This is a genomic window from Streptomyces sp. SID11385 (genome assembly GCF_010548245.1).
In the GTDB taxonomy this organism is placed as follows: Bacteria; Actinomycetota; Actinomycetes; order Streptomycetales; family Streptomycetaceae; genus Streptomyces.
The window spans coordinates 1-22,976 of the sequence record NZ_JAAGLR010000599.1; the positions used below are offsets into that span (position 1 = coordinate 1).

At 72.2% G+C, this 22,976-nt stretch carries 13 protein-coding genes and 1 pseudogene; 3 read left to right on the forward strand and 11 right to left on the reverse strand.

Translation table 11 applies throughout. The features are described from left to right. From G3I42_RS18410 to proB, 5 genes are all read right to left on the reverse strand, one after another. A partial coding sequence (locus tag G3I42_RS18410) for a hypothetical protein (protein WP_203606989.1) occupies positions 1–1,057 on the reverse strand: 1,057 nt, incomplete at its 3' end. Positions 1,058–1,198: 141 nt separating this feature from the next. After that, a complete protein-coding gene (locus G3I42_RS18415) occupies positions 1,199–1,762 on the reverse strand; it encodes a hypothetical protein (protein ID WP_343244586.1) in 564 nt (187 codons plus the stop codon). A gap of 130 nt (positions 1,763–1,892) precedes the next feature. Then, the gene (locus G3I42_RS18420; RefSeq protein ID WP_164287339.1) at positions 1,893–3,176 is read right to left on the reverse strand and encodes a glutamate-5-semialdehyde dehydrogenase; all 1,284 of its coding nucleotides are present in this window, start codon (positions 3,174–3,176) and stop codon (positions 1,893–1,895) included. A 133-nt stretch (positions 3,177–3,309) separates the two neighbouring features. Further along, positions 3,310–3,705 carry a hypothetical protein gene (locus tag G3I42_RS18425; RefSeq protein WP_343244587.1) on the reverse strand — a complete coding sequence of 132 codons (396 nt, stop codon included), beginning with the start codon at positions 3,703–3,705 and terminating at the stop codon, positions 3,310–3,312. A 287-nt stretch (positions 3,706–3,992) separates the two neighbouring features. Further along, positions 3,993–5,108 carry a glutamate 5-kinase gene (gene proB, locus G3I42_RS18430; RefSeq protein WP_164287355.1) on the reverse strand — a complete coding sequence of 372 codons (1,116 nt, stop codon included), beginning with the start codon at positions 5,106–5,108 and terminating at the stop codon, positions 3,993–3,995. A gap of 661 nt (positions 5,109–5,769) precedes the next feature. On the opposite strand from proB, the gene G3I42_RS18435 reads away from it, so the two are divergent. Continuing rightward, positions 5,770–7,905 carry a hypothetical protein gene (locus tag G3I42_RS18435; RefSeq protein WP_164287341.1) on the forward strand — a complete coding sequence of 712 codons (2,136 nt, stop codon included), beginning with the start codon at positions 5,770–5,772 and terminating at the stop codon, positions 7,903–7,905. Positions 7,906–8,015: 110 nt separating this feature from the next. Here G3I42_RS18435 and galE read toward each other — a convergent pair whose 3' ends face one another. Beyond that, on the reverse strand, positions 8,016–8,987 hold the full coding sequence (galE, locus tag G3I42_RS18440) for a UDP-glucose 4-epimerase GalE (RefSeq protein ID WP_164287343.1): 972 nt from the start codon (positions 8,985–8,987) through the stop codon (positions 8,016–8,018). A gap of 273 nt (positions 8,988–9,260) precedes the next feature. On the opposite strand from galE, the gene G3I42_RS18445 reads away from it, so the two are divergent. Together G3I42_RS18445 and G3I42_RS18450 are read left to right on the forward strand one after the other, a co-directional pair. Beyond that, the gene (locus tag G3I42_RS18445) at positions 9,261–12,248 is read left to right on the forward strand and encodes a CDP-glycerol glycerophosphotransferase family protein (RefSeq protein WP_164287345.1); all 2,988 of its coding nucleotides are present in this window, start codon (positions 9,261–9,263) and stop codon (positions 12,246–12,248) included. Positions 12,249–12,282: 34 nt separating this feature from the next. Next, positions 12,283–15,873, forward strand: coding sequence for a bifunctional glycosyltransferase family 2 protein/CDP-glycerol:glycerophosphate glycerophosphotransferase (locus tag G3I42_RS18450; RefSeq protein WP_164287357.1), 3,591 nt, complete (start codon positions 12,283–12,285; stop codon positions 15,871–15,873). Between the two features lie 33 nt (positions 15,874–15,906). Here the strand turns inward: G3I42_RS18450 and G3I42_RS18455 are convergent, their stop codons facing one another. The 5 genes and pseudogenes from G3I42_RS18455 to G3I42_RS37005 form a co-directional block, all read right to left on the reverse strand. Beyond that, entirely contained in the window at positions 15,907–19,641 is a 3,735-nt protein-coding gene (locus G3I42_RS18455) for a bifunctional glycosyltransferase/CDP-glycerol:glycerophosphate glycerophosphotransferase (RefSeq protein ID WP_164287346.1), read from the reverse strand. 179 nt (positions 19,642–19,820) lie between these two features. After that, positions 19,821–21,266: a GTPase ObgE gene (gene obgE, locus G3I42_RS18460; protein WP_164287348.1), complete on the reverse strand. Its 1,446-nt coding sequence runs from the start codon at positions 21,264–21,266 to the stop codon at positions 19,821–19,823. Positions 21,267–21,461: 195 nt separating this feature from the next. After that, positions 21,462–21,716, reverse strand: a complete 255-nt coding sequence (gene rpmA / locus G3I42_RS18465) for a 50S ribosomal protein L27 (RefSeq protein ID WP_007827117.1) — start codon at positions 21,714–21,716, stop codon at positions 21,462–21,464. Between the two features lie 14 nt (positions 21,717–21,730). Next, entirely contained in the window at positions 21,731–22,051 is a 321-nt protein-coding gene (rplU, locus tag G3I42_RS18470; protein WP_008747959.1) for a 50S ribosomal protein L21, read from the reverse strand. A gap of 384 nt (positions 22,052–22,435) precedes the next feature. Then, positions 22,436–22,976: pseudogene (locus G3I42_RS37005) on the reverse strand (ribonuclease E/G); the annotation flags it as partial.

Genomic DNA, 22,976 nt, shown 5'->3' on the forward strand with positions numbered 1-22,976 from the left:
CGGCGAGCGTGCCGCACAGGGTCGTCGAGGCGTCGGGCGCGTACGGGTCGGTGCCCTGCGCGGGCCCGCCGCCGCTCGCGCGGGCGCCCGCGAGGAGCGGGTGGAGGCGGTCGGCCGACTCGGTGGCGCAGTCGAGCGGGCCCGCCTGGACGGTCGAGGTGAGCACCTCGGCGCGGTGGCCGCGCAGGTCGGCGGGGTCGATGCGGAAGTGGAGCTCGCGGCGGACGCTGAGGAGGGAGACGAGCGAGCCGGGCTTCGGGGCGCGGAGCGCGTAGGCGAAGACGTGGTCGGAGGTGACCTCCAGGGTCCCGCCGCGCTCCTCGACGCGCAGGGTGCCGTTGACGCGGGCGGGGTGGCGGGGGTCGGCGAGGCTCACCTCGTGCGGGTCGAAGCGGACGACCCAGCCGGTGGCGGCGTGCCGGCCGTCCGGGCGCGGGTTGTTCATGCTCGCGTCGAACTGGCGCCACTGGCCCTCGTCGACGAGCGCGCGGACCGCGGTGGCCGGTCCGCCGGAGAGGACGCGCGGGTCGAGCGAGGAGCTGACGAGGTAGTCGGAGGCGATCCGCAGCGCCTCGATGACCTGGCCCTGCGTGTAGTGCTGGGTCGCGGTCGCGCCCTTGGGCACCGAGATGCCCGCGGCTCCGGTGCGGAAGCCGGCGGCGGGGCTCGCCGCGTAGACGTCGGCGGCGGTGCGGGCGCCGTGGACGGGGTCGGGCGGCGCGAGCGGGATGACGGTCGTGCGCAGCGCCTCGGTGCGGCGCGCGGCGGCCGAGGACGCGGTGACCTCGCCGGTGCGCACGCCCATGACGACGGCGGTGGCGAAGGCGAGCACGATAACGACGGCCATGACGAGGAGTTGCCGGTTGAGGCCCCGTCGGGGGCGGCTGCGGACGGCGGGGGTGTGCTCGCCCTGGAGGCGCTCGTCGGCGGAGAGTTCCTGGAGTCGGGCAGCGTTGACGAACGATTCGTCGAACACGACGGACCGGTACTCCTCGTCCCTGTCCGGGCCGCCTCCCTCGGGAGGTATGCCCTCAGGGGGTTCCGTTGCCCCTGCCATGCCTTCAGCCTAGGTCGTGCGGCGGCGCGGCGGACGTGGTGGTACGTCTGCGGGCGGCGCGGGGCCGGGTCGGGCCGTGCGTGCGGGAGGCGGCGCGGGGCGGGGTCGGGCCGTACGCGGCACAGGCGGCGCGGGGCCGGGTCAGGGGGTACGTGGCGTGGCCTGGACGACGGGGCGGGAGTAGTCCGGCGACGCGCTGGGCTGCTGCCCGACGGCGTTCGCGCCCTGCTCGCTGCCTGCCGAGGGCGGAGGCGGGGCGAGCGGGTCGTCGCCCGTGCCGGAGGCGCCGCGGTAGACGGCGGAGAAGGCGAGGGCGACCATGCCGACGCCGAGGACGAGGGCGAGCATCCAGGCGACGGGGCGGTGCCAGCGGATACGGCCGCGGTGTTCGAGGGCGCGGGCGTCGCGGTACTCGTCGTACTCCTCGCCGCCGCCCCAGTCCGTCAGGGGGTCGTAGGCGTCGGAGGGGTCTCCGCGTTCCTCGCCGAGCCGGCGTCCGCCCCGGCCGCTCGCCTCGGCCTCCGCGCGCGCCTCGGCGGCGGCGAGCAGTCGTTCGACGGCGGAGGGCTCGTGGATACGGGCGCCCCGTACGAAGTCCTCGTCGAAGACCACGGCGGCGAACTCCTCGTCCGCGCGTCCGTGGTCGTGGTCGTCGTCGGGCTCCCAGCCGTCCGCGAACGGCGCGCCCCCCACGTCCTCCGGCACAGGATCAGAGTAGACCGGTGCGGGCGATTTGGGCAGACGGTAGGAAAATTAGGCGTGCGGTACGGAAATCGGGTGAGCGGATGGTGTGACGGGCCCCGGGCGGCGTGACCTCCGGGGCCCTTCCGCGCGTTCAGCGGACGTGGCCGTCGCCCGTGACGATGTACTTCGTGGAGGTCAGTTCGGGCAGGCCCATGGGGCCGCGCGCGTGGAGCTTCTGGGTGGAGATGCCGATCTCGGCGCCGAAGCCGAACTGGCTGCCGTCCGTGAAGCGGGTCGAGGCGTTGACGGCGACCGTCGTCGAGTCGACCAGTTGGGTGAAGCGGCGCGCGGCGGCCTGGGAGGTCGTCACGATCGCCTCGGTGTGGCCCGAGGACCACAGCCGGATGTGCGCGACGGCGCGGTCGAGGTCGTCGACGACGCAGGCGGCGATGTCGTACGAGAGGTACTCGGTCTCCCAGTCCTCGGCGGTCGCCGGGACGACGGTGGCGCCGCTGCCGTCCGCGTGGGCGAGCACCCGCTCGTCGCCGTGGACCGTGACCCCGGCCTCGGCGAGCGCCGCGAGGGCCTTCGGGAGGAAGGCGGGGGCGATGTCCTGGTGGACGAGCAGCGTCTCGGCGGCGTTGCACACGCTGGGGCGGCTCGCCTTGGAGTTGACGAGGATCTCGACGGCCATGTCCACGTCCGCCTGCGCGTCCACGTAGACGTGGCAGTTGCCCGTCCCGGTCTCGATGACGGGGACGGTGCTGTTCTCGACGACGGTGCGGATCAGCCCGGCGCCCCCGCGCGGGATGAGCACGTCGACCTGGCCCCGCGCCCGCATCAGCTCGCGTACCGGTTCGTGGCCCTCGCCGGGGACGAGCTGCACCGCGTCGGCGGGCAGCCCCGCACCGCCGATCGCGTCGCGGACGACCCGGACGAGGGCCGTGTTCGACTCGACCGCCGAGGAGGAGCCGCGCAGCAGGACCGCGTTGCCCGACTTCAGGCACAGCGCGGCGGCGTCCACGGTGACGTTGGGGCGGGCCTCGTAGATGATGCCGACGACGCCGAGCGGGACGCGGATCTGCCGCAGGTCGAGGCCGTTGGGGAGGGTCGAGCCGCGGACGACCTCGCCGACCGGGTCCGGCAGCGCGACGACGCCGCGGACGTCCGAGGCGATGGCGCGGACGCGTTCGGGGGTGAGGCGGAGGCGGTCGACCGTGGCCTCGGGCGTGCCGGCCTCCTCGGCGCGGGCGATGTCGCGGGCGTTGGCCTCGATGATCTCGGCGGAGCGGACCTCGATCGCGTCGGCGATGGCGAGGAGGACGTCGTCCTTGACCGCGCGGGTCAGGGGGGCCAGCTCTGTTGCCGCTGCGCGGGCCCGGTAGGTCGTCTGGGCTACGGGGGTCATCGTGTCGTACGGGGAGAGCTGGGTCATGGCCCGAGCGTAGACCGGGGGCGGGGGCGGGGTCCTCGCGTTTCGGCGGGTGGACCCCGCGGGCCCCGCCCCCGGCTCCGCTCTGCGAGTGCCGGAGGGGCTTCTCCTTGTTCAGCTTGGCTGAAAAGTGCCCCTACTCGCCGTTCCCCCGCCCCCGGAAGGGATGCACCCCCACCGGCGCCGCCGGGAGGGGGCCCGCGTTCTCGGCCACGCGGTGGTGGTAGGTCTCGCGGTCGACGACCTCCAGGCCGACGATCTCCCAGGGCGGGAGGTGGGCGGTGTGGCGGTGCTCGCCCCACAGGCGCAGGGCGAGGGCCGCCGCGTCGTGGAGGTCGCGGGCCTCCTCCCAGTAGCGGATCTCCGCGTGGTCGGCGGCGTAGCGGCTGGTGAGGAGGAAGGGGTGGTCGTGGGCGAGCTGTTCGAGTGCGCGGCGCACGTCGGGGAGCGGGGTGCGCTCGCCCGAGACCGAGAGGGTCACGTGCCACAGCCGCGCGTGTTTCGGCGCGGGGGCGACCGACTCCGGCTCGATGCGGCGTTCCTCCTGCTCCCGCTGCTCCCTGCGCCGCACCTCCACGTTCCGCACGCTGCTGAGCGTCCGGGGCCGTGCCCCTGGCTGTGCTCGTACCACCACGGCCTCCGTCCCGCCGGACCGCGGGCCCCCGCCTGCCGCGAGGGCCGCCCTCTCAAAGTGGAGCAGTCCCGGCGTTCGCGTGCGGGCGTTTTGCCCAAGCGCAACCCGGCGGGTGAGCGCTTTCGGCCGTGCGCGCGGACTCGGGAACCCGTTCGGCGGGTGAGGCGGGGGGCCGGGTGGGTTCCTCAGGGGCGGCGGAGCAGGACGAGGTCGTCGCGGTGGACCACCTCGCGCTCGTACGCGGGGCCGAGTTCCTTCGCGAGTTCACGGGTCGAGCGGCCGAGGAGCCGGGGCAGTTCCTCGGCGTCGTAGTTGACGAGGCCGCGTGCGACGGGGCTGCCGTCGGGGTCGCGCAGTTCGACGGGGTCGCCCGCGCTGAAGCGGCCCGTGGCACCGGTGATCCCCGCGGGCAGCAGCGAGGCGTTCCCTTCGACGACGGCCCGTACGGCCCCCGCGTCGAGCGCGAGCGCGCCCTGCGGGGTCGAGGCGTGCTGGAGCCACAGGAGCCGGTCGGCGTAGCGGCGGCCCGTGGGGTGGAAGTACGTGCCGGTGGCGCCGCCCGCGAGGGCTTCGCCGGCGCGGCTCGCCGAGGTGAGGACGACGGGCACCCCGGCGGCGGCGGCGATCGCGGCGGCCTCGACCTTGGTGGCCATGCCGCCGGTGCCGACCCCGGCGCGGCCCGCGCTGCCGATCTCGATGCCCCGCAGCTCGGCGGGGTCCCGGACCTCCGGGACGAGCGAGGTGCCGGGGGCGGCCGGGTCGCCGTCGTAGAGGCCGTCCACGTCGGAGAGGAGGACGAGGAGGTCGGCGTGGACGAGGTGGGCGACGAGGGCCGCGAGGCGGTCGTTGTCGCCGAAGCGGATCTCGTCGGTGGCGACGGTGTCGTTCTCGTTGATGACGGGCAGGGCGCCCATCGCGAGGAGCTGGTCCAGGGTGCGGTAGGCGTTGCGGTAGTGGGAGCGGCGGCTCGTGTCGGCGGTGGTGAGCAGGACCTGGCCGACCCGGACCCCGTACCGCGCGAAGGAGGCGGTGTAGCGGGCGACGAGGAGGCCCTGCCCGACGCTCGCGGCGGCCTGCTGCCGGGGCAGGTCGCGGGGGCGGCGCGTGAGGCCGAGCGGGGCGAGCCCGGCGGCGATGGCGCCGGAGGAGACGAGGACGAGGTCCCGCTTGCCCTTCGCCTGCCCGCGCGCGCCCGCGAGAGCGTCCACGAGGGCGTCCACGCGGTCCGCGTCGAGTCCGCCCGAGGCCGTGGTGAGCGAGGAGGAGCCGACCTTGACCACGATCCTGCGGGCCTCGGCCACCCGCTGCCTTGCCGCTGTCACGCGCTGTCCCACTTCCCGGCCCCGGGGCTCCACGGCCCGCCGGGCCCGCCGTCCGGTGTCCCTCGTACTGCTCGATGCCGCTCGCCCGTGCTTCGTGCCGCGCGGTTCTTCGTGGCTCCGGCAATCTAGCCCGCCGGGGCGCGCGGGCACCTCCGCGTTCCGCCTGGCGGACGTTTCCCGGGTCTTTCCGGGCGTTCGCGGGCGTTCACGGGCGTTCGCGGGCGTTTGCGGACGGCGTGGGCTCCGGTGACCGGCCGGTGACACGCTCGGGTGTGAGGAATTGGACACTGCGTGCGAGTGATCACAGGCAACCGTCGTATTCTTCTCACACTCTTCTCAACAATGCCCTCGGGAATGCCCGTCAGGACATGGAAGGGTGGAGTGGAGTCGTCCTCCTGACCGGCGGGTTCGCTGATTTCACGAGCATGATCGAATACCGGGCGGGCAGGACGGCCGGGCAACGTCACCGGAACTTCCCCCAGTGTTCCCGGTCCGCCGCCCGCAGCCGCTACCCAAAGCGTCGCCCTACCGTTGTACCCGGCGGTTCGCCTCGCCGCGGGTCCCTCGTCACGCCCCCGTGGCCCTGCTTTCGGATGTGTACGTGTTCTCTTCCCCGATCCGAGTCCTTGGAGTCTGAGTAGTGCCCCCCACCTCTCTCGCTCTTCGCAGTCAGGCCCTCGGCAGACTGCTCCCCACCGCCGTCCTCGCCGCGAGCTTCGTGGCCTCGGCGGTGGGGGCCGCCCTGGCGCTGCCCTGGCTGCTCGTCGGCGCCTCCGCCGTGGGCCTGGTGACCGAGCTCGCACTCCACCGCTGGTTGAAGCAGACGCTCGCGCGGCTCGGACGGTTGCGGGTGGACGCCACCCTGCGCCAGGTGCTCCGCGATCTCCTGCTCGTCGTGGGCGTGGTCCGCACCGCGGACGCCGAGCACGAGGGCGGCTGGACCGCCCTGCTCGTGGGACTCCTCGCCGTGTACGGGCTCCACTTCGTCTCGCAGGGCGCCGCGATCCTGGTCCGCAGGACCCGCACGCTGCCCTTCGTGACGCGCAACATCGACACGAGCGGCCTCAAGCTCACCGCCGCGCCGCCCGCGCTGCTGCTGCGCCGACCGGGGCACCGGCTGCTCGGCTTCGGGCTCCCCGCGACCGTGGGCCTGCTCGCCACCGTCGCCGCCGACGAGACCGTCTGGGCGCTCGCCGGGATCGGCGTCTCGCTCGTCCTCTCGCTCGCCGGGATCGTCCGGCTCGCCGTGCACCTGCTGCCCCGGCGCCGCGCGCTCAACGAGGAGCGGGCGCTGGCCTGGCTCGACGAGTGGCTCGCCGCGTACGGCCCGACGACCGGGATGTACTTCTCGGGCGGCGCCTCGTCCGCGTACCAGGCGAACATGTGGCTGGAGCCGCTCGCCGCGCTGCCGGGACGGCCGGTCATCGTCCTGCGCGAGCGGTTCATGGTGCAGAAGATCGCCGCGACGGACCTGCCGATCCTGTGCCTGCCGAAGGTCGCGCACCTCATGCGCATCGAGCAGTCCACGCTGAAGTCGCTCATCCACCCGTCGAACTCGGGCAAGACCTCTCAGGTCCTGCGCATGCCCGGCATCAAGCACGCCTTCGTCAACCACGGCGAGAGCGACAAGCTCTCCAGCTGCAACCCGTACGCGAAGGCGTACGACGAGGTGTGGGTCGCGGGGCCCGCCGCGCGCGAGCGGTACGCCCTCGCGGACGTCGGCGTCGAGGACAAGGACATCGTCGAGATCGGGCGGCCGCAGCTCAAGGGCATCGACACGGCGGCCCCGGGCAGGTCCCGCACGACCGTGCTCTACGCGCCGACGTGGGAGGGCTGGGACGGGCAGCCGGGCAACACCTCGGTCATCGAGGCGGGCGAGAACATCGTGCGGCGGCTGCTCGCCGACCCGAAGGTACGGCTCCTCTACAAGCCGCACCCGATGACGGGCTCCGTGGACCCGCGCGCGGGCGCCGCGAACGACCGCATCCAGGAGCTGATCCGCGCCGCGAACGGCGGGCGCCCGGTGGCGAAGGACGCGAAGGACAAGGGTTCGGCGGAGCTGGAGCGGCTCGCGGCCGAGCTCGACCGGCTCACCGCGGCCGACTACCGCGACGGCTCCGACGAGATGGAGCGCATGCTCGTCCAGGGCACTCCCTCCGGCGGCCGCGACAAGGCCGTCGCCGAGGCGACCAGCCGCTGGGAGGACGCCTACTGGGCCTCGCTGCCCGAGGACGCGCACCAGATCATCACGGGTCCGCGCCCCGCGCTCTACTCCTGCTTCAACCAGGCGGACCTGCTCATCAGCGACGTCTCCAGCGTCGTGTCCGACTACCTCGCGAGCGGCAAGCCGTACGCGGTGGCGAACACGGCGGGCGTCAGCGAGAAGCAGTTCAGGACCGACTTCCCGACCGTACGGGCCGCGACGATCCTCACCCCGGACGCCGCCCAGATCCCCGGACTGCTCGCGGCGGTGCGGGACGCCTCTCAGGACGAGTTCGCGCGGGCACGCGGGGAACTGAAGCAGTATCTGCTCGGGCCCGACGAGCCCAGCTCCCAGTCCCGCTTCGCGCGGGCCGTCGAGGCGCTGTCGGCCAAGGCGCTGGAGCGCGAGGAGCGGCAGCTCGCCCGCGAGGGCGCGACGACGCTCGTCCCCACCCAGGCGGACCGCGCCGCCGCCGCGCGCGCCGCGGTGGCCGAGGGCGAGGAGGAGCGGGACTTCGCCGCGGACGCCCTCGCTCCCGCGGAGGCGGACTCGCTGGAGCGGACGGCGGACTGAGGCCCCGCCCGCAGCCACGAAACGGCGGCCCGTCCCCTGGTACCACGGGGGCGGGCCGCCGTTTCTCGCGCACGGCCCCGGGCGGGCGCCTCCCAGGCCCCGGCTCGCGCTCAGTCGTGGAGGTGGCGCCAGCCCTGCCAGGCGGACTCGATCATGTCGTCGAGGCCGTACCGCGCGCTCCAGCCCAGCTCCGCGCGGATCGCGTCGGCGGAGGCCACGCAGCGGGCCGCGTCGCCGGGGCGGCGCGGGACGACCTCGGGGACGAGGTCGGTGCGGCCCGTCGTCTTGAGGACGCGCTCGATCATCTCCAGTACGGAACTGCCCTCGCCGCGACCGATGTTGAGCCGCAGCGCGGTCCCCTCGGGCGCCCCGTCGAGGCGGCGCGCGGCGGCGAGGTGGGCCTCGGCGATGTCCTGGACGTGCACGTAGTCGCGCACGCAGGTGCCGTCCGGGGTGTCGTAGTCGTCGCCGAAGACGAGCGGCGGGAGCCCCGCGTCGACACGCTCGAAGATGAGCGGTACGAGGTTCGCCGCACCCTTGTCGGCGAGTTCGGGCAGGCCCGCGCCGACGACGTTGAAGTACCGCAGGGCGATGGTGCGCAGCCCGTAGGCGCGCGAGGCGTCCCGCAGCAGCCACTCGCCGACGAGCTTCGTCTCGCCGTAAGGCGAGATCGGCAGGCACGGCGTGTCCTCGGTGACGAGTTCGGGCTCGGGCACCCCGTACACGGAGGCGGAGGAGGAGAAGACGAGCCGCTCGACGCCGGCGGCGCGCATGGCCTCCATCAGGACGCGCAGTCCCTCGACGTTCTCCCGGTAGTAGTGCAGCGGCCGCTCGACGGACTCGGCGACCTGCTTCTTGCCCGCGATGTGCAGCACGCCGGTCACCCGGTGTTCACCGAGCACCGCGTCGAGCCGCGCCCGGTCGAGCACACTCCCGGTCTCCAGCGGCACCCCGCCGGGCAGCCGCGCGGCCTCCCCCGTGGACAGGTCGTCGAACACGACGACCGGCACCCCCGCCCCCACGAGCACCCGCACCACATGCGCCCCGATGTACCCGGCACCACCTGTCACCAGCCACGTCATCTCGGCACCTCTTCCTCGTCCACGGCAGCATCGCACAGCTCGGGGGTGATCCGAATCACCCCGGGGAAGAGCCCTGCGGCGTATCACTTTCCGCACCTCTGTCCGCATTTGCGATCAGATAAAGATCGAAACGCGACAACATCACCCCAGCCAATAGCACTACCTTCTCTCAGGAAACTTCAAAAGAATCACATAAGCTGTCGCCGCGCTCGTGGGCTCCTCCGTGTCACGCGAGTCCCCCATCCTTCAGGTCCGTGGAGCAGGTCTTCAGAGATGCCGCGTTTTTCGATCGTCGTACCGGTCTACAAGGTGCAGGCATACCTGGGTGAATGCCTGGACTCCGTCCTCGGACAGGATTTCGGCGACTTCGAAGTGATCGGCGTCGACGACTGCTCACCCGACGTGTGCGGCGAGATCCTCGATGAGTACGCGGCGAACGACGCGCGCGTACGGGCCGTGCACCTGCCGGAGAACGTCGGCCTCGGGAGCGCCCGCAACGTGGGCCTGGCCCGCGCCCGCGGCGACTACATCCTCTTCCTCGACAGCGACGACGTCCTGCTGCCCGGCAGTCTGCGCGCCATGGCGGAACGCCTCGACGCGGCTGCCTCGCCCGACATCCTCGTCTTCGACTACGCGCGCGCCTACTGGGACGGCCGTCTCGTACGCAACTCGCTCGCCCGCCACCTGCGCGAGGACGGCCCCGTCGCCTTCGCGCTGACCGACCGCCCCGAACTGCTCAACCTCCTCCAGGTGGCCTGGAACAAGGCGTACCGCAGGGACTTCGTCGAACGCGCGGGCCTCTCCTTCCCCACGGGCTACTACGAGGACGCGCCCTGGACGTACTGCGCCATGGCGGCCGCCGAGACCCTCGCCGTGCTCGACCGGGTGTGCGTCCACTACCGCCAGCGGCGCGAGGGCGGCAGCATCCTGAGCACGGTCAGCCGGAAGCACTTCGACGCCTTCGACCAGTACGACCGCGTCTTCGCCTACCTCGACAGCCATCCCGGACTCGACCGCTGGCGTGGTCCGTTGTTCCGCAAGATGATCGACCACTACCTCACCATCCTGGAGCGGCCCGGGCGGCTGCCCGAGGAGGCGAAGGCGGAGTTCTTCCACCGCGCGGCACACGACTACCGCCGCCGGGTCCCGGCCGGCTTCACGCGGCCCGCCGGGCGCGACGGTTACAAGTTCGCGATGCTGGAGCGGGACGCGTACGCCCTCATGACCGGCTCCGCGACCGCGGTCCGCACCCGCCAGGTCGTCAAGACCAAGGCGCGGAAGGCCGTGACGGGCTCCAAGAAGCGGGCCATGGGCCTCTTCTACCGTTCGCAGCAGCACACCGACCTCGACGAGAACCTCGCGCTCTTCTCCTCCTACTGGAGCCGTTCGGTCTCCTGCAACCCGGCGGCGATCGACGCCGAACTCGCCCGCCTGGCACCTCATGTCCGCCGTGTGTGGGCCGTGCGCCCCGACCGGATGGACAGCGTGCCGCGCGGGGTACGGGCTGTGCCGCTCGGTTCGCGGGACTTCTGGACGGTCGCCGCGCGCGCCAAGTACCTCGTGAACAACGTCAACTTCTCGGACCGCCTCGTCAAGCGCCCCGGGCAGATCCACCTCCAGACGCACCACGGCACCCCGCTCAAGAGGATGGGACTCGACCAGCGCGAGTACCCCATCTCCACGAGCATGAACTTCGCCGACCTGCTGCGCCGCTGCGACCGCTGGGACTACAGCCTCTCGTCGAACGCGCACTCCACGCGGGTCTGGGAGCGCGTGTACCCCAGCCGCTACGAGACGCTGGAGACCGGCTACCCGCGCAACGACGCGCTCGTCAACGCGCGCGCGGCCGACGTGCTCGCGGCGCGCGTCGAACTCGGCCTCGCCGAGGGCACCACGGCCCTGCTCTACATGCCGACCCACCGCGATTACGAGAAGAGCTTCCGGCCGCGTGTCGACCTCGCGCGTCTCGCCTCCGAGCTGGGCCCCGACACGGTGCTCCTCGTGCGCGGCCACTACTTCTACAAGCCTTCGCCCCAGGTCGAGGAGTTGCGCGCCACGGGCCGGATCATCGACGTGTCCGCCCATCCCCGCGTCGAGAGCCTCTACCTGGCGGCGGACGCGCTCATCACCGACTACTCCTCGGCGATGTTCGACTACGCGCTGCTGGACCGGCCGATCGTTGTCTTCGCCGACGACTGGGAGATCTACTCCACGGTGCGCGGCGTCTACTTCGACCTCCTCTCGGAGGCTCCGGGGGCGCTCGCGCGCACGCAGGACGAACTGCTCGACATACTCGGCGGCGGGGCCTGGCGCGACGCGGAGGCCGACCGGCGGCGCGCCGCCTTCCGCGCGCGCTTCTGCGACTTCGACGACGGCCGGGCGGCCGAACGCGTGGTGCGGAAGGTCTTCCTCGGGGACGACCGCGAGATACCCGTGACCCCGCTCGCCGAACGCCCGCACGTCCCCTCCCCCTCGGAACTCGCGGCCCGCCCCCGCCCGGAGCACACGGAGCGGGCATACGTCGCCGGACGGGACCACGCCGCGGAGCGGTCCCAGGCGGCAGAGCCGACGTACGTGGCGGAGCCGGTGACCGTGGCGGAGCCCGCGTACACGGCAGAACCGGCGTACGCGGAGCAGCCGTACGCAGAGCAGCCCTCGTACGGGGAAGAGCCCGCGTACGTGACGGCGACCGCGCACGAGGAGCGGCCCGCGTACCCGGAGGAGCCCGCGTACCCGGAAGAGCCGCACCCCGTGGCACGGCCGGAGTTCGTGCCGGAGCCCGTGTCCGTGGTGGAGCCCCGCGCCGAAGCCGGGTTCGCCTACGAGGAGGAGCGCGAGGCAGAGGACCTGGACGCCGAGCCGGACGCCCCTGACACCGATGCCCGCACCGACATCGACCTCGTGGCAAGTGAGCCCGAGGTCTCGGTCCCCGCGTGGGCCGTGTCCGCGCCCGAGCCCTTCCCCGCGTCCGCCCCGCTCGACGCCGACTCCTTCTTCGGTCCCCCGCCCACCCGCACTCCCCGCGAGCGCCCGGCGGCGCCCGTGAGCGAGGCGTTCGCCGCGTACTCCGAGCTGTTCCCGCAGCCGGGCCACGGCATGAGCATCCCGCGGCAGCAGGTCCCCGCGGACCGGGCCGGTCGCGGCACGGACGAGGACCGCGCGACCGACCGGCAGGGGCGCGGCGGCTTCCCGCTCCCTCCCCTCTCCGGCGCCGCTGAGCCCGTCACCGCTCCCGAGCCGCCCCCCGCCGAGACGGCTTGAAGACCTCACGAACTGCAGAATGGACCTCTCCCCCATGGCCCCGCGCCTGAGCGTCATCGTCCCCGTCTATGACGTGGAGGCGTATCTCCCGGCCTGTCTGGACTCCCTGCGCGCGCAGACCTTCCACGACCTCGAAGTGATCATGGTCGACGACGGTTCGCCCGACGACTCCGCGCGAATATGTGCCGAATACGCGGCGCAGGACTCCCGCTTCAGGCTGGTGCGCAAGGAGAACGCGGGCCTGGGCGCGGCCCGCAACACGGGCGTCGAACACATGCATCCCGCGGCCGAGTTCCTCACCTTCGTCGACAGTGACGACACGGTGCCGCCGGACGCGTACCGCCTGATGCTGGCGAGCCTGGAGGAGAGCGGCTCCGACTTCGTCTCGGGGAACGTGCTGCACATCAACTCGACGCGGGTGTGGCAGTCCCCGATGCACCGCTTCCTGCGGAACGGGACGGCCAAGCGGACGCACGTGAACGAGAACCGGCGGCTGCTGGCGGACCGTACGGCGTGGAACAAGGTGTTCCGGCGGAGGTTCTGGGAGAAGCACGCCCTGACGTTCCCCGAGGGGGTCCTGTACGAGGACACACCGGTGATGGTGCCCGCGCACTTCCTCGCCGAGGCGGTCGACGTGGTCGGCGAGCCGACGTACCACTGGCGGCTCCGGGACGGCGAAGGCGGTCCCTCGATCACCCAGCGGCGCACGGAGGTGCGCGGACTGCGGGACCGGATCGCGGCGGTCGAGGGCGTGAGCAGGTTTCTCGCAGCGCGCCCGGAACCCGAGGCGAAGGAACTGAAAGTCGCCTACGACCGATCGGTTCTCACCAGTGACCTGCGGCTCTTCCTGGCCGTTCTGCCCGACGCGGACGAGGAGTTCCGCGCCGAGTTCATCCGTGGTGTCAACCGCTTCCTCAACGGCATCGATCCCGACATCGTCCTCGGCATGCAGTCCCAGCCGCGCCTGAAGTGGCTCCTGGTCCGCAAGCACGCCCTCACGGAACTCGTGGCCCTGCTGGAAGCCGAGCGAGAGGGCGACCGGGGCGAGGTCGAGGGGCTGCTGCGCAAGTATGCGAGTTTCCCCTCCGTGAAGGGGATCGGCGAGGTCCTGCCCAAGAAGGCCCTCCGGGTGGACCAGGACCTGAAGCTGTGGACGTCGTTGCGTGAGGTGTCCTGGCGGGGCGGGCGGCTGCGGCTCGCGGGACAGGCCGCGATCCAGCGGATGAGCCAGCCCGGCAAGCACAGCTCGGTCAAGGTTCTCGCGATCCAGAAGGTCGGCAGCCGGCGCCCACTGCTGATCCCGGTGCCCAACGTCCACACCCCCGAGGCGACCGCCGCCTCGAAAACCACTGACGTCAACTACGACTGGTCCGGGTGGGAAGCCGACATCGACCCACGACGCCTGCGCAAGGGCGACACGTGGGAAGAGGGCGTCTGGCGCGTGGGGATGGCCATGACCTCCGGCGGTCTCCTGCGCAAGCGGGCCATCAACGCGAAGGGCCCCGACAGCCCCGGCGCGCCCCCCTACCAGTGGCTCGACCGCGACCACCGCCTTCTTCCCTTCACCGAGAAGGGCGCCCTGCGCCTGCGCATCGAGCGGGTCCGCGCGCTCGTCACGGGGTACCGCGAGGTGGACGGCTCGATCGCCGTCAGCGGCGAGGTCCGGGACTCGATCGGGGCGAGCGAGCACGTCGCGTTGCGGGTGACCAACCGGGGTACGGGCGAAGTACTCGAGTACCCGGTCACCGTGCGCCCGCAGGCCGGGGCGGATACGTACTTCGAGGTCTTCGTCCCGCTGGCCGACGTCGCGCTGCTGCCCGAGTACCCGCGCGCCGAGGAAGCGGCCGCGACGGCGCTCGCCGCGCGCCGCAACTGGAGCACCGCTCTCATCGTGACCGCCCCGGACGGCACCTCACGGAACCTGTCCACGGTCGTGGGAGCGGGCCTCGCCGACGCGCAGTTCGCACTTCCCCACGCGCTCGCCCCGGGTGCCGAGGACTACGAGGTCGCCTGCCAGGCGGGTAACAACGGCTATCTCAAGTTCAGCGGCCGACCGCTCCAGGCACGCGTCACCAAGGTGGAGTGGACGGGAGAGCGCTTCATCCTCCACGGCTCGGCACCGGTCCCGCTCGACGACGCCGCCTTCTTCGTCTCCGCGCGCGGCCGTGCCGACCAGAAGCAGGCCGAACTGCGGCTCCTGCCTGACGGCACCTTCGTCGCCTCCTTCGCACCGGGCCGGATGTCCGGGCCGAACAAGAACCTGCCGCTGCGCACAGGACGCTGGAACTTCCTCCTGCGGATTCCCGGACGCTCCCTCGACATCCCCTTCGTCATCGACCGGCTCGCCGTCGAACGGTTCCCCGTCGTGGGCACGGTGGGCGTCAACACCTTCGAGTTCCAGGCGCGCTGGTACAACTTCCCCCAGCTCAACTGCCTCTCCGACCTGGATGTCGGCCAGCAGGGCCCGTACCACCAAGTCCGCCTCCGGAAGAGCGCCTACGAAGCCGGCCGCTCCCAGCCGCTGCGCGACTCGGTCGTCTTCATCAGCTACAACGGCCGCCAGTTCTCCGACAGCCCGCGCGCCGTCCATGAGGAACTGGTCCGCAGAGGCAGCGACCTGGAACAGCTGTGGGTCGTGCGCGACAACCAGGTGGAGCTGCCGGACACCGTGCGTCCGCTCCGCATGTGGAGCAAGGAGTGGTACGAGGCGCTCGCCCGCTCCCGGTACATCGTCACCAACGCGCACCTGCCGCACTGGATCGAACGCCGCCCCGGACAGGTCATCGTGCAGACCTGGCACGGCACGATGCTCAAGAAGATCGGCCTCGACATCGAGGCCCCCGCCTTCAACCCCGACTACCACGAGCAACTGCGCGCCGAGACGAAGAACTGGTCGCTGCTCGTCTCCGCGAACCCCTTCAGCACCCCGATCCTGAAGCGCGCGATGGGCTTCGACGGCGAGATCCTGGAGACCGGCTACCCGCGCAACGACTCCCTCAACGCCCCGGACAAGGAGCGGCGCGCCGCCGAGGTGCGCCGCGCGCTCGGGGTGCCCGAGGGCAAGAAGGTCGTCCTGTACGCGCCGACCTGGCGGGACAACCAGGCGCACCGCAGGGGCCAGTTCCGCCTCGACCTCCAACTGGACCTGGAGGACGCCGAGCGCAGGCTCGGGCGGGACCACGTCGTTCTCGTCCGCCGTCACTCGAACGTGGTGGACAGTGTGAGCGGGGCGGGCAACGGCTTCGTCTTCGACGTCTCGGACTACCCGGACATCGCCGATCTGTACCTCGTCGCGGACATCCTCGTCACGGACTACTCCTCGGCCATGTTCGACTACGCGAACCTCCAGCGGCCGATGCTCTTCTTCACGTACGACCTGGAGCACTACCGCGATGTCCTGCGCGGCTTCTACTTCGACTTCGAGCGCGAGGCGCCGGGTCCGCTCATCCCGGACTCGGCCTCGCTGATCGGCGCGATCCGCGACATCGACACCGTCCGCGCGACGTACGCGGAGCGCTTCCGCGCGTTCCACGAGCGCTTCTGCGCGCTCGACGACGGGCGGGCGACGTCGAGGGTCATCGACCGGATGCTGCGCGTGGGACAGGAACTGCGCCACGAGAGCTGAACCCGCGCACGGCGGAGGGTGCCCGGGGGCTCCTCAGCCCCGCCCCTCCGCCAGCATCCGTTCCACCAGTCGTTCCGTCGCGTGGCCGTCGTCCAGGTCGCAGAACTCCTCGTGGAAGAGCTGGTAGCGCTCGCTGTAGTCGGCGATGACGCGGTCGATGTTGCGCAGGGCGGAGAGGAGTTCGTCGGTCGTGCGGACGAGGGGGCCCGGGGCGTTGCGTTCGAAGTCGAAGTAGAAGCCGCGCAGGGTGTCGCGGTAGTGCTCCAGGTCGTAGGTGAAGAAGACCATGGGGCGGCGCAGGTGCGCGTAGTCGAACATCACGGAGGAGTAGTCGGTGACGAGGATGTCGGCGGCGAGGTAGAGGTCGGAGATGTCCGGGTAGTCCGAGACGTCGAGGACGAAGCCGTCGCCCGCGCCCGTCACGCCGTCCACGGTGTTGGAGTGGCGGCGCACCAGGAGGACGTGGTCGTGGCCGAGTTCGGCGCGGGCGCGCTCGGTGTCGAGTTTGAGGTCGAAGCGGAAGCGGCCCTGGCTGTGGGCGTCGTCGTCGCGCCAGGTGGGGGCGTAGAGGATGACGCGCTTGCCGGGCGGCACGCCGAGGGCTTCGCGGATCTCCTTGGCGCGCTCGGCCTGGTCGGGTGCGTAGAGCACGTCGTTGCGCGGATAGCCGGTCTCCAGGATCTCGCCGTCGAAGCCCATGGAGCGGCGCAGGATCGGGGTGCTGAAGCGGTTCGCGGAGACGAGGAAGGTCCAGTTCCTCGTCTCGGCGCGCAGTTGCTCGTGGTAGTCGGGGTTGAAGGCGGGGGCCTCGATGTCGAGGCCGATCTTCTTGAGCATCGTGCCGTGCCAGGTCTGCACGATGACCTGTCCGGGGCGGCGTTCGATCCAGTGCGGCAGGTGCGCGTTGGTGACGATGTACCGGGCGCGCGCGAGGGCGTCGAACCACTCCTCGCTCCACAGCCGCACCTTGCGCGCGGTGGGCGGCAGTGCCGTCCGGTCGTCGCGGACGAGCCAGAGCTGTTCGAGGTCGCTGCCTCTGCGGACGAGTTCCTCGTGGACGGCGCGGGGGCTGTCCGAGTACTGCTTGCCGTTGTAACTGATGAAGAGCACGGCGTCGCGCAGCGGTTTGGACCGGCCCGCCTCGTAGACGTCCCTGCGCAGGCGCGCCTGGTGGTAGGCGCCGCGCTCGTGCGTGCCCAGTTCGGAGAGGCAGTTGAGCTGCGGGAAGTCGTGCCAGCGGGCCTGGAGTTCGTAGTCGCGCCCGTCGGCCGTCCCCTGGACGGGGAAGGCGGGCACGGAGAGCCGGTCGATCGTGAAGGGCACGTCGAGCGGCTGCCCGGGGACGCGGAGGAAGAAGTTCCACCGGCCGCTCGCGAGCGGGAGGTGCTGTCCGCGGGACATGCGCGAGGGCGTGAAGCGCGCCTCGAAGCGCCCGCCGGGGAGCGTGCGCACCTCGCCCGGGTGCTCCTCGAAGCGGTCGCGCGCCTTGACGACGAAGGCGGCGCCGGCGAGGTCGAGCGGCGCGCTGCCGCTCAGGGTGTACGTGCCGTCCTGCCACGTCGCCTCGGTGAGGCGGGCCTGGAGGGCGCGTCCGACGATCTTGAGGTAGCCGTTGCTGCCGCTCAGGAGCGCGACCTCGTACTGCTCGGCGCCGGGGGCGAGCGAGGCGGGCAGCCTGACCTGGAGGTCGCCGAGGCCGTCGCGCACGACGGTGGAGTAGTGGCGGCGCGGGCCCTTCGCGGGGATCACGACGAGGCTTGTGCTCCAGGCCCTGCGGGCGGCGAGGAGGGCCGCGGCGGCGACGGGCGTGGGCGTGCCGGAGGGCGAGCCGGGCTTTCCCCTCTCGGGGGCGGGGACGGGGCGCAGGTCCGCGTCCGCCGTGGCGGTGCCCGCGCTCGCGTCGGCGGCGGCGCGGGCGTCCTCGCGTTCCTGGCCCGCCTCGGCCGTCTCGCCGGTCTCGGCGGCGACGGTCCCCGGGAGCAGGGCGACCGCGTCGAGCGGCACCCGTACGGTGAAGTCCGTCCGGTCCGCCGCGCGGACTACCTCGGCGTCGTGGTCATGGATCTCGCCGGTCCTGTGGTTGGTGAGGCGCAGGACGAGCCGGTCGGCCTCGTCCAGCGGGCGGCGCAGGGTGCCCGTGATCCCGACCGCGTCGTCGCCGAGCGGGCGGTGGCCGGTGACGAGCGCGCGCACCCGCTCGACGCGCAGCCGCAGCACGCCGCGCTCGCTGTACGGGAGGAGCCTGTGGTCCTCGTCGAGCCACTGGTACGGGGGGTTGCCCGCCGTGTCGGGGCCCTTCGCCGCGAGTCCGCGCCGCCGTACGAGGCCGCCGCCCGCCATGACGATCCCGACCCGCCACACGCTCTCGCGCCAGCCGCCTTCGGGGCGCAGCCGGGCGGGGTCGAGCAGGTGGCTGAAGCCGGACCAGTCGTAGTTGTGCTGCTTGCGGCCCGCGAGGACGGTCGCCTCGGGGCAGTGGACGTTGCGGGTGGGCAGCACGAGGCGGCGCCCGGTGCCCTCTTCGACGAGGGCGAGCGCCTTGACCGCGCTCAGCGGCCCCGGCTGGTCGACGCGGTCGATCCAGGCGTGCCCGGTGAGCCGCAGCCGGCCCTCCTCCCAGGACAGGGTCCTGAGCGTGGCGAGCAGGTGCAGGTCGCGGTCGATGCGGTGGACGCGCTTGGGCAGCGGCCCGCCGGTGGCGGGCGCGGACTCGTACGAGACGTACTTGCGCAGCCCGCCGTGGACGCGCCCCCGGCCGCCCGCGCGTTCCTCGGCGAGGATGCCGAGCAGCGCCTCGGTCTCGTGCTTGCGGACGAGGAGCCATTTGACGCGGGCCTGGGCGGGCAGCCGGTGGACGGTCAGCGGGTCGACGCAGTCGAGGAAGGCGTTGGCGGCGCGGACGAACGCGGCGCGGTACTCGGCGTCGCCCTCGGGGAGGACTTTGAGGAAGGCCCACAGGTCGCTGACGAGGACGTTGCGGTCGAAGGCGGCGCGCAGCCGGGCGGCCTCGGGTTCGGGGCGTCCGGCGAGGAAGCGGCTCACCTGGGTGACGGCGGCGGCCCGGTCCCGTACGGCCCTGGGCTCGGTGCGGCGCTGGGTGATCGACGGGCCGGCCTCGCCCTCGCGCATGCGCCAGTAGTAGACGGGCTCGGAGACGATGTCGACGGCTTCGGCGAGGAAGTGCGCGGGGACGATGACGGGGGTGTCCTCGTAGAGGACGCCGACCGGGAAGCGCAGGCCGTGCCGGGTCCAGAAGTCCTTGCGGAAGACCTTGTTGCAGGCGATGCGGTCGGTGAGGAGCTTCTGTTTGCGCGTCACGTGCGTGCGCTGCTCGGCGCCCGCGCCGAGGAAGCGGTGCATGGGCGACTGCCACACGCGCCGGGAGTCGATGTGCCGGACGTTGCCGGTCGCGAAGTCGGAGCCGCTCGCGTCGAGGCTCGCGAGCATGAGCCGGTAGGCGTCGGCGGGGACCATGTCGTCGCTGTCGACGAAGGCGAGGAACTCGGCGTCCGGGTGGGCCGCGTCGATCCCGGTGTTGCGCGCCGCGCCGAGTCCCTGGTTCTCCTGCCGCACGAGGCGGAAGCGGGGGTCGCGCCGGGCGTACTCCTCGGCGATGAGGGCCGAGCCGTCCGGCGAGCCGTCGTCGACGACGATCACCTCGATCTCGCGCAGCGTCTGCGCAGCGAGCGAGTCGAGGCACGCGGGGAGGTAGGTCTCGACGTCGTAGACGGGGACGATGACGCTCAGGCGGGGCGGGACGGGAGACATGGCCCCACGCTCCCAGCGGATCGTCCGCCTCGCGCGGAGACGCCGTCCTTCCGGGTGGTCTTATCGCACTGTCGGCCGATACTTCGTGCGGTTTCGGGTGGGGAAACGTACCGGGGCGTCGGAAAAGCGCGGGCCCCGCGCACCCGTGGGGTGGCGGGGCCCGCGAGGGAAGCCGTGGCTCAGAGTTCCCCGAAGGGGTCGAAGCCGTCGAACTGCTTCTGCGCCTCGTCCCGCTCCGCCTGCCGGTCCCTGCGGCGCTGCACCGCGGGGCGCATCGGGTCGAGCCGGTGGTCCTCGCCGCGGCGGCCGAGCATCTCGGCGCCCGCGAGCATCGTGGGCTCCCAGTCGAAGACGACCGCGTTCTCCTCGGGGCCGATCGCGACGCCGTCGCCGGTGCGCGCCCCCGCCTTCATGAGCGCTTCCTCGACGCCGAGCCGGTTGAGCCGGTCCGCGAGGTAGCCGACGGCCTCGTCGTTGTTGAAGTCGGTCTGCCGCACCCAGCGCTCGGGCTTCTCGCCCCGTACGCGGTAGATGCCGTTGTCCTCCAGCGTCACCGTGAACCCGGCGTCGTCGACGGCCTTCGGGCGGATGACGACGCGCGTCGCCTCCTCCTTCGGCTTCGAGGCGCGGTAGCGCGCGACGAGGTCGCCGAGCGCGAAGCTCAGCTCGCGCAGCCCGGTGTGCGCGACGGCGGAGACCTCGAAGACCTGGTAGCCGCGCGCCTCCAGGTCGGGGCGGACCATCTCGGCGAGGTCCTTGCCGTCCGGCACGTCGATCTTGTTGAGGACCACGACGCGGGGCCGCTTGTTGAGGCCCCCGTACTGCTTCAGCTCCTCCTCGATGACGTCGAGGTCGGAGACCGGGTCGCGGTCCGATTCGAGCGTGGCGGTGTCGAGGACGTGCACGAGCACCGAGCAGCGCTCGACGTGCCGCAGGAACTCCAGGCCGAGGCCCTTGCCCTGGCTCGCGCCGGGGATGAGGCCGGGCACGTCGGCGACGGTGAAGACCGTCTCGCCGGCCGTGACGACGCCGAGGTTGGGGACGAGCGTCGTGAAGGGGTAGTCGGCGATCTTCGGGCGGGCGGCCGAGAGCACCGAGATGAGCGAGGACTTGCCCGCGCTCGGGTAGCCGACGAGCGCGACGTCCGCGACGGTCTTCAGCTCCAGGAGCAGGTCCCCGGCGTCGCCCGGCTCGCCGAGCAGCGCGAACCCGGGCGCCTTGCGGCGGGCCGAGGAGAGCGCCGCGTTGCCGAGACCGCCGCGACCGCCGGTGGCGGCGACGAAGCTCGTGCCCTGGCCGACGAGGTCGGCGAGGACGTTGCCGGCCTTGTCGAGCACGACGGTGCCGTCGGGGACGGGGAGGACAAGGTCCTCGCCCTCCTTGCCGGAGCGGTTGCCGCCCTCGCCGGGCTTGCCGTTGGTGGCCTTGCGGTGCGGGCTGTGGTGGTAGTCGAGGAGCGTCGTCACGGACTGCTCCACGACGAGGATCACGTCGCCGCCGCGACCGCCGTTGCCGCCGTCCGGGCCGCCGAGCGGCTTGAACTTCTCCCGGTGCACGGAGGCGCAGCCGTGGCCTCCGTTACCCGCGGCGACGTGCAGTTCGACGCGGTCCACGAAGGTGGTCATGGGTGTGCCTCCAGTACTGCGGGTGAAAGGTGCTACGAGTTGTGTCAAGGGTGCGGGATCGCACGCCAGTGGTGCATAACGCGCGAAAGGCGGACTCGCTTCCCGCCGGTGCTGTCGGTGGGAGGGAGTCCGCCCTCGCGAAAAACCACGCGTGAGGTCACGCGCCGCCGATACGGCTGATCAGGTGGTGACTGATCAGGCGACGGGGACGATGTTCACGACGTTGCGGCCACGGCTCGTGCCGAACTGGACCGCACCCGCGTCGAGCGCGAAGAGGGTGTCGTCCTTGCCGCGGCCGACACCGGCGCCCGGGTGGAAGTGGGTGCCGCGCTGGCGGACGATGATCTCACCGGCGTTGACGACCTGACCGCCGAAGCGCTTCACGCCGAGCCGCTGAGCATTGGAATCGCGGCCGTTCCGGGTGGACGACGCGCCCTTCTTGTGTGCCATGTCTCCTCAGTCCCTTACTTCGCAGCCGTGGGGATCTCAGTGACCTTGACCGCCGTGTACTGCTGGCGGTGGCCCTGACGACGGCGGTAGCCGGTCTTGTTCTTGTAGCGCAGAATGTCGATCTTCTGGCCCTTGTGGTGGTCGACGACCTCGGCCACGACCTTGATACCGGCCAGCACCCACGGGTCGCTGGTGACGGCCTCGCCGTCGACGAGCAGCAGGGTCGAGAGCTCGACCGTGTCGCCCACATTGGCAGTGGAAATCTTGTCAACCTCAACGATGTCGCCGACAGCAACCTTGTGCTGGCGACCACCGCTGCGCACGATGGCGTACACGCGGATCTCACTCTCTGTGCTCGAAAACGGGACCTCCTGATGCCAGCCGCCCGCCGGAGGCAGGGGAGAACCCCGGTCCACCGAAGGAGGGATGAGCGGCCTCCCCGGGGCTCATGACGGCGAGAACGCCGTCCGCCCGGAGGTGGGGTGCTCAGAAGGTGGCGCCAGAGACGCCAAGGGCCAAGACTACGGGTCCCCCGCACAGAGGGTCAAACCGGCCCCGGCCCAGCACCTACCGGGCGTGGGGTTCCCCCGGCCGAGGGCTGGGAAGGGTGGGCACGGCGCCCCCCCCGAAGCGAGGAGGCCGCCCCCGAAGCGAGGAGGCCGCCCCCGCCCCCGTAGGGACGGAGACGGCCTCTCACAGCCGTCCGCTCAGGACACCGCTCAGGACTCCGCGCCCTCCGGCGACTCCGCCGCCTTCCGCGCCGTCGTCTTCTTCGCGGGCGCCTTCTTGGCAGCCGTCTTCTTGGCCGGCGCCTTCTTCGCGGCGGCGGTCGTCTTCTTGGCGGCGGTCGTCTTCTTCGCCGCCGTCTTGCGCACCGCCTTCTTCGCGGGCGCCTCCTCGGCAGGAGCCTCCTCTGCGGGAGCCTCCGGAGCCGCCTCGGCCGTCTTCGCGGCCGTCGCCTTCTTCGTGGCGGCCTTCTTGGCCGGGGCCTTCTTCGCGGCGGTCGTCTTCTTGGCGGCCGTCGTCTTCTTCGCCGCCGTCTTCCGGGCCGCCGTCTTCTTCGCGGGAGCGGCTTCGGCGGGTGCCTCCTCGACGGGGGTCTCCGCCGCGGGAGCCTCCGCCGCCGGAACCACGAGCACCGCGTCCTCGTCCGAGGCCGAGGTCGCCGGAGCGGCCACCTCGCGGACGACGCGGCGCCTGGCGCGCGCCGGGGGCGCCGCCTCGGGGACGACCTCGGCCGGCTCGGGCTCGGCCGCCAGT

Bases quoted from the DNA above. Each gene is read 5' to 3' on its own strand.
- G3I42_RS18420 (WP_164287339.1), bottom strand. From the start codon at position 3,176: ATGACCCAGCTCTCCCCGTACGACACGATGACCCCCGTAGCCCAGACG.
- galE (WP_164287343.1), bottom strand. From the start codon at position 8,987: ATGACGTGGCTGGTGACAGGTGGTGCCGGGTACATCGGGGCGCATGTG.
- G3I42_RS18445 (WP_164287345.1), top strand. From the start codon at position 9,261: ATGCCGCGTTTTTCGATCGTCGTACCGGTCTACAAGGTGCAGGCATAC.
- G3I42_RS18450 (WP_164287357.1), top strand. From the start codon at position 12,283: ATGGCCCCGCGCCTGAGCGTCATCGTCCCCGTCTATGACGTGGAGGCG.
- G3I42_RS18455 (WP_164287346.1), bottom strand. From the start codon at position 19,641: ATGTCTCCCGTCCCGCCCCGCCTGAGCGTCATCGTCCCCGTCTACGAC.
- obgE (WP_164287348.1), bottom strand. From the start codon at position 21,266: ATGACCACCTTCGTGGACCGCGTCGAACTGCACGTCGCCGCGGGTAAC.
- rpmA (WP_007827117.1), bottom strand. From the start codon at position 21,716: ATGGCACACAAGAAGGGCGCGTCGTCCACCCGGAACGGCCGCGATTCC.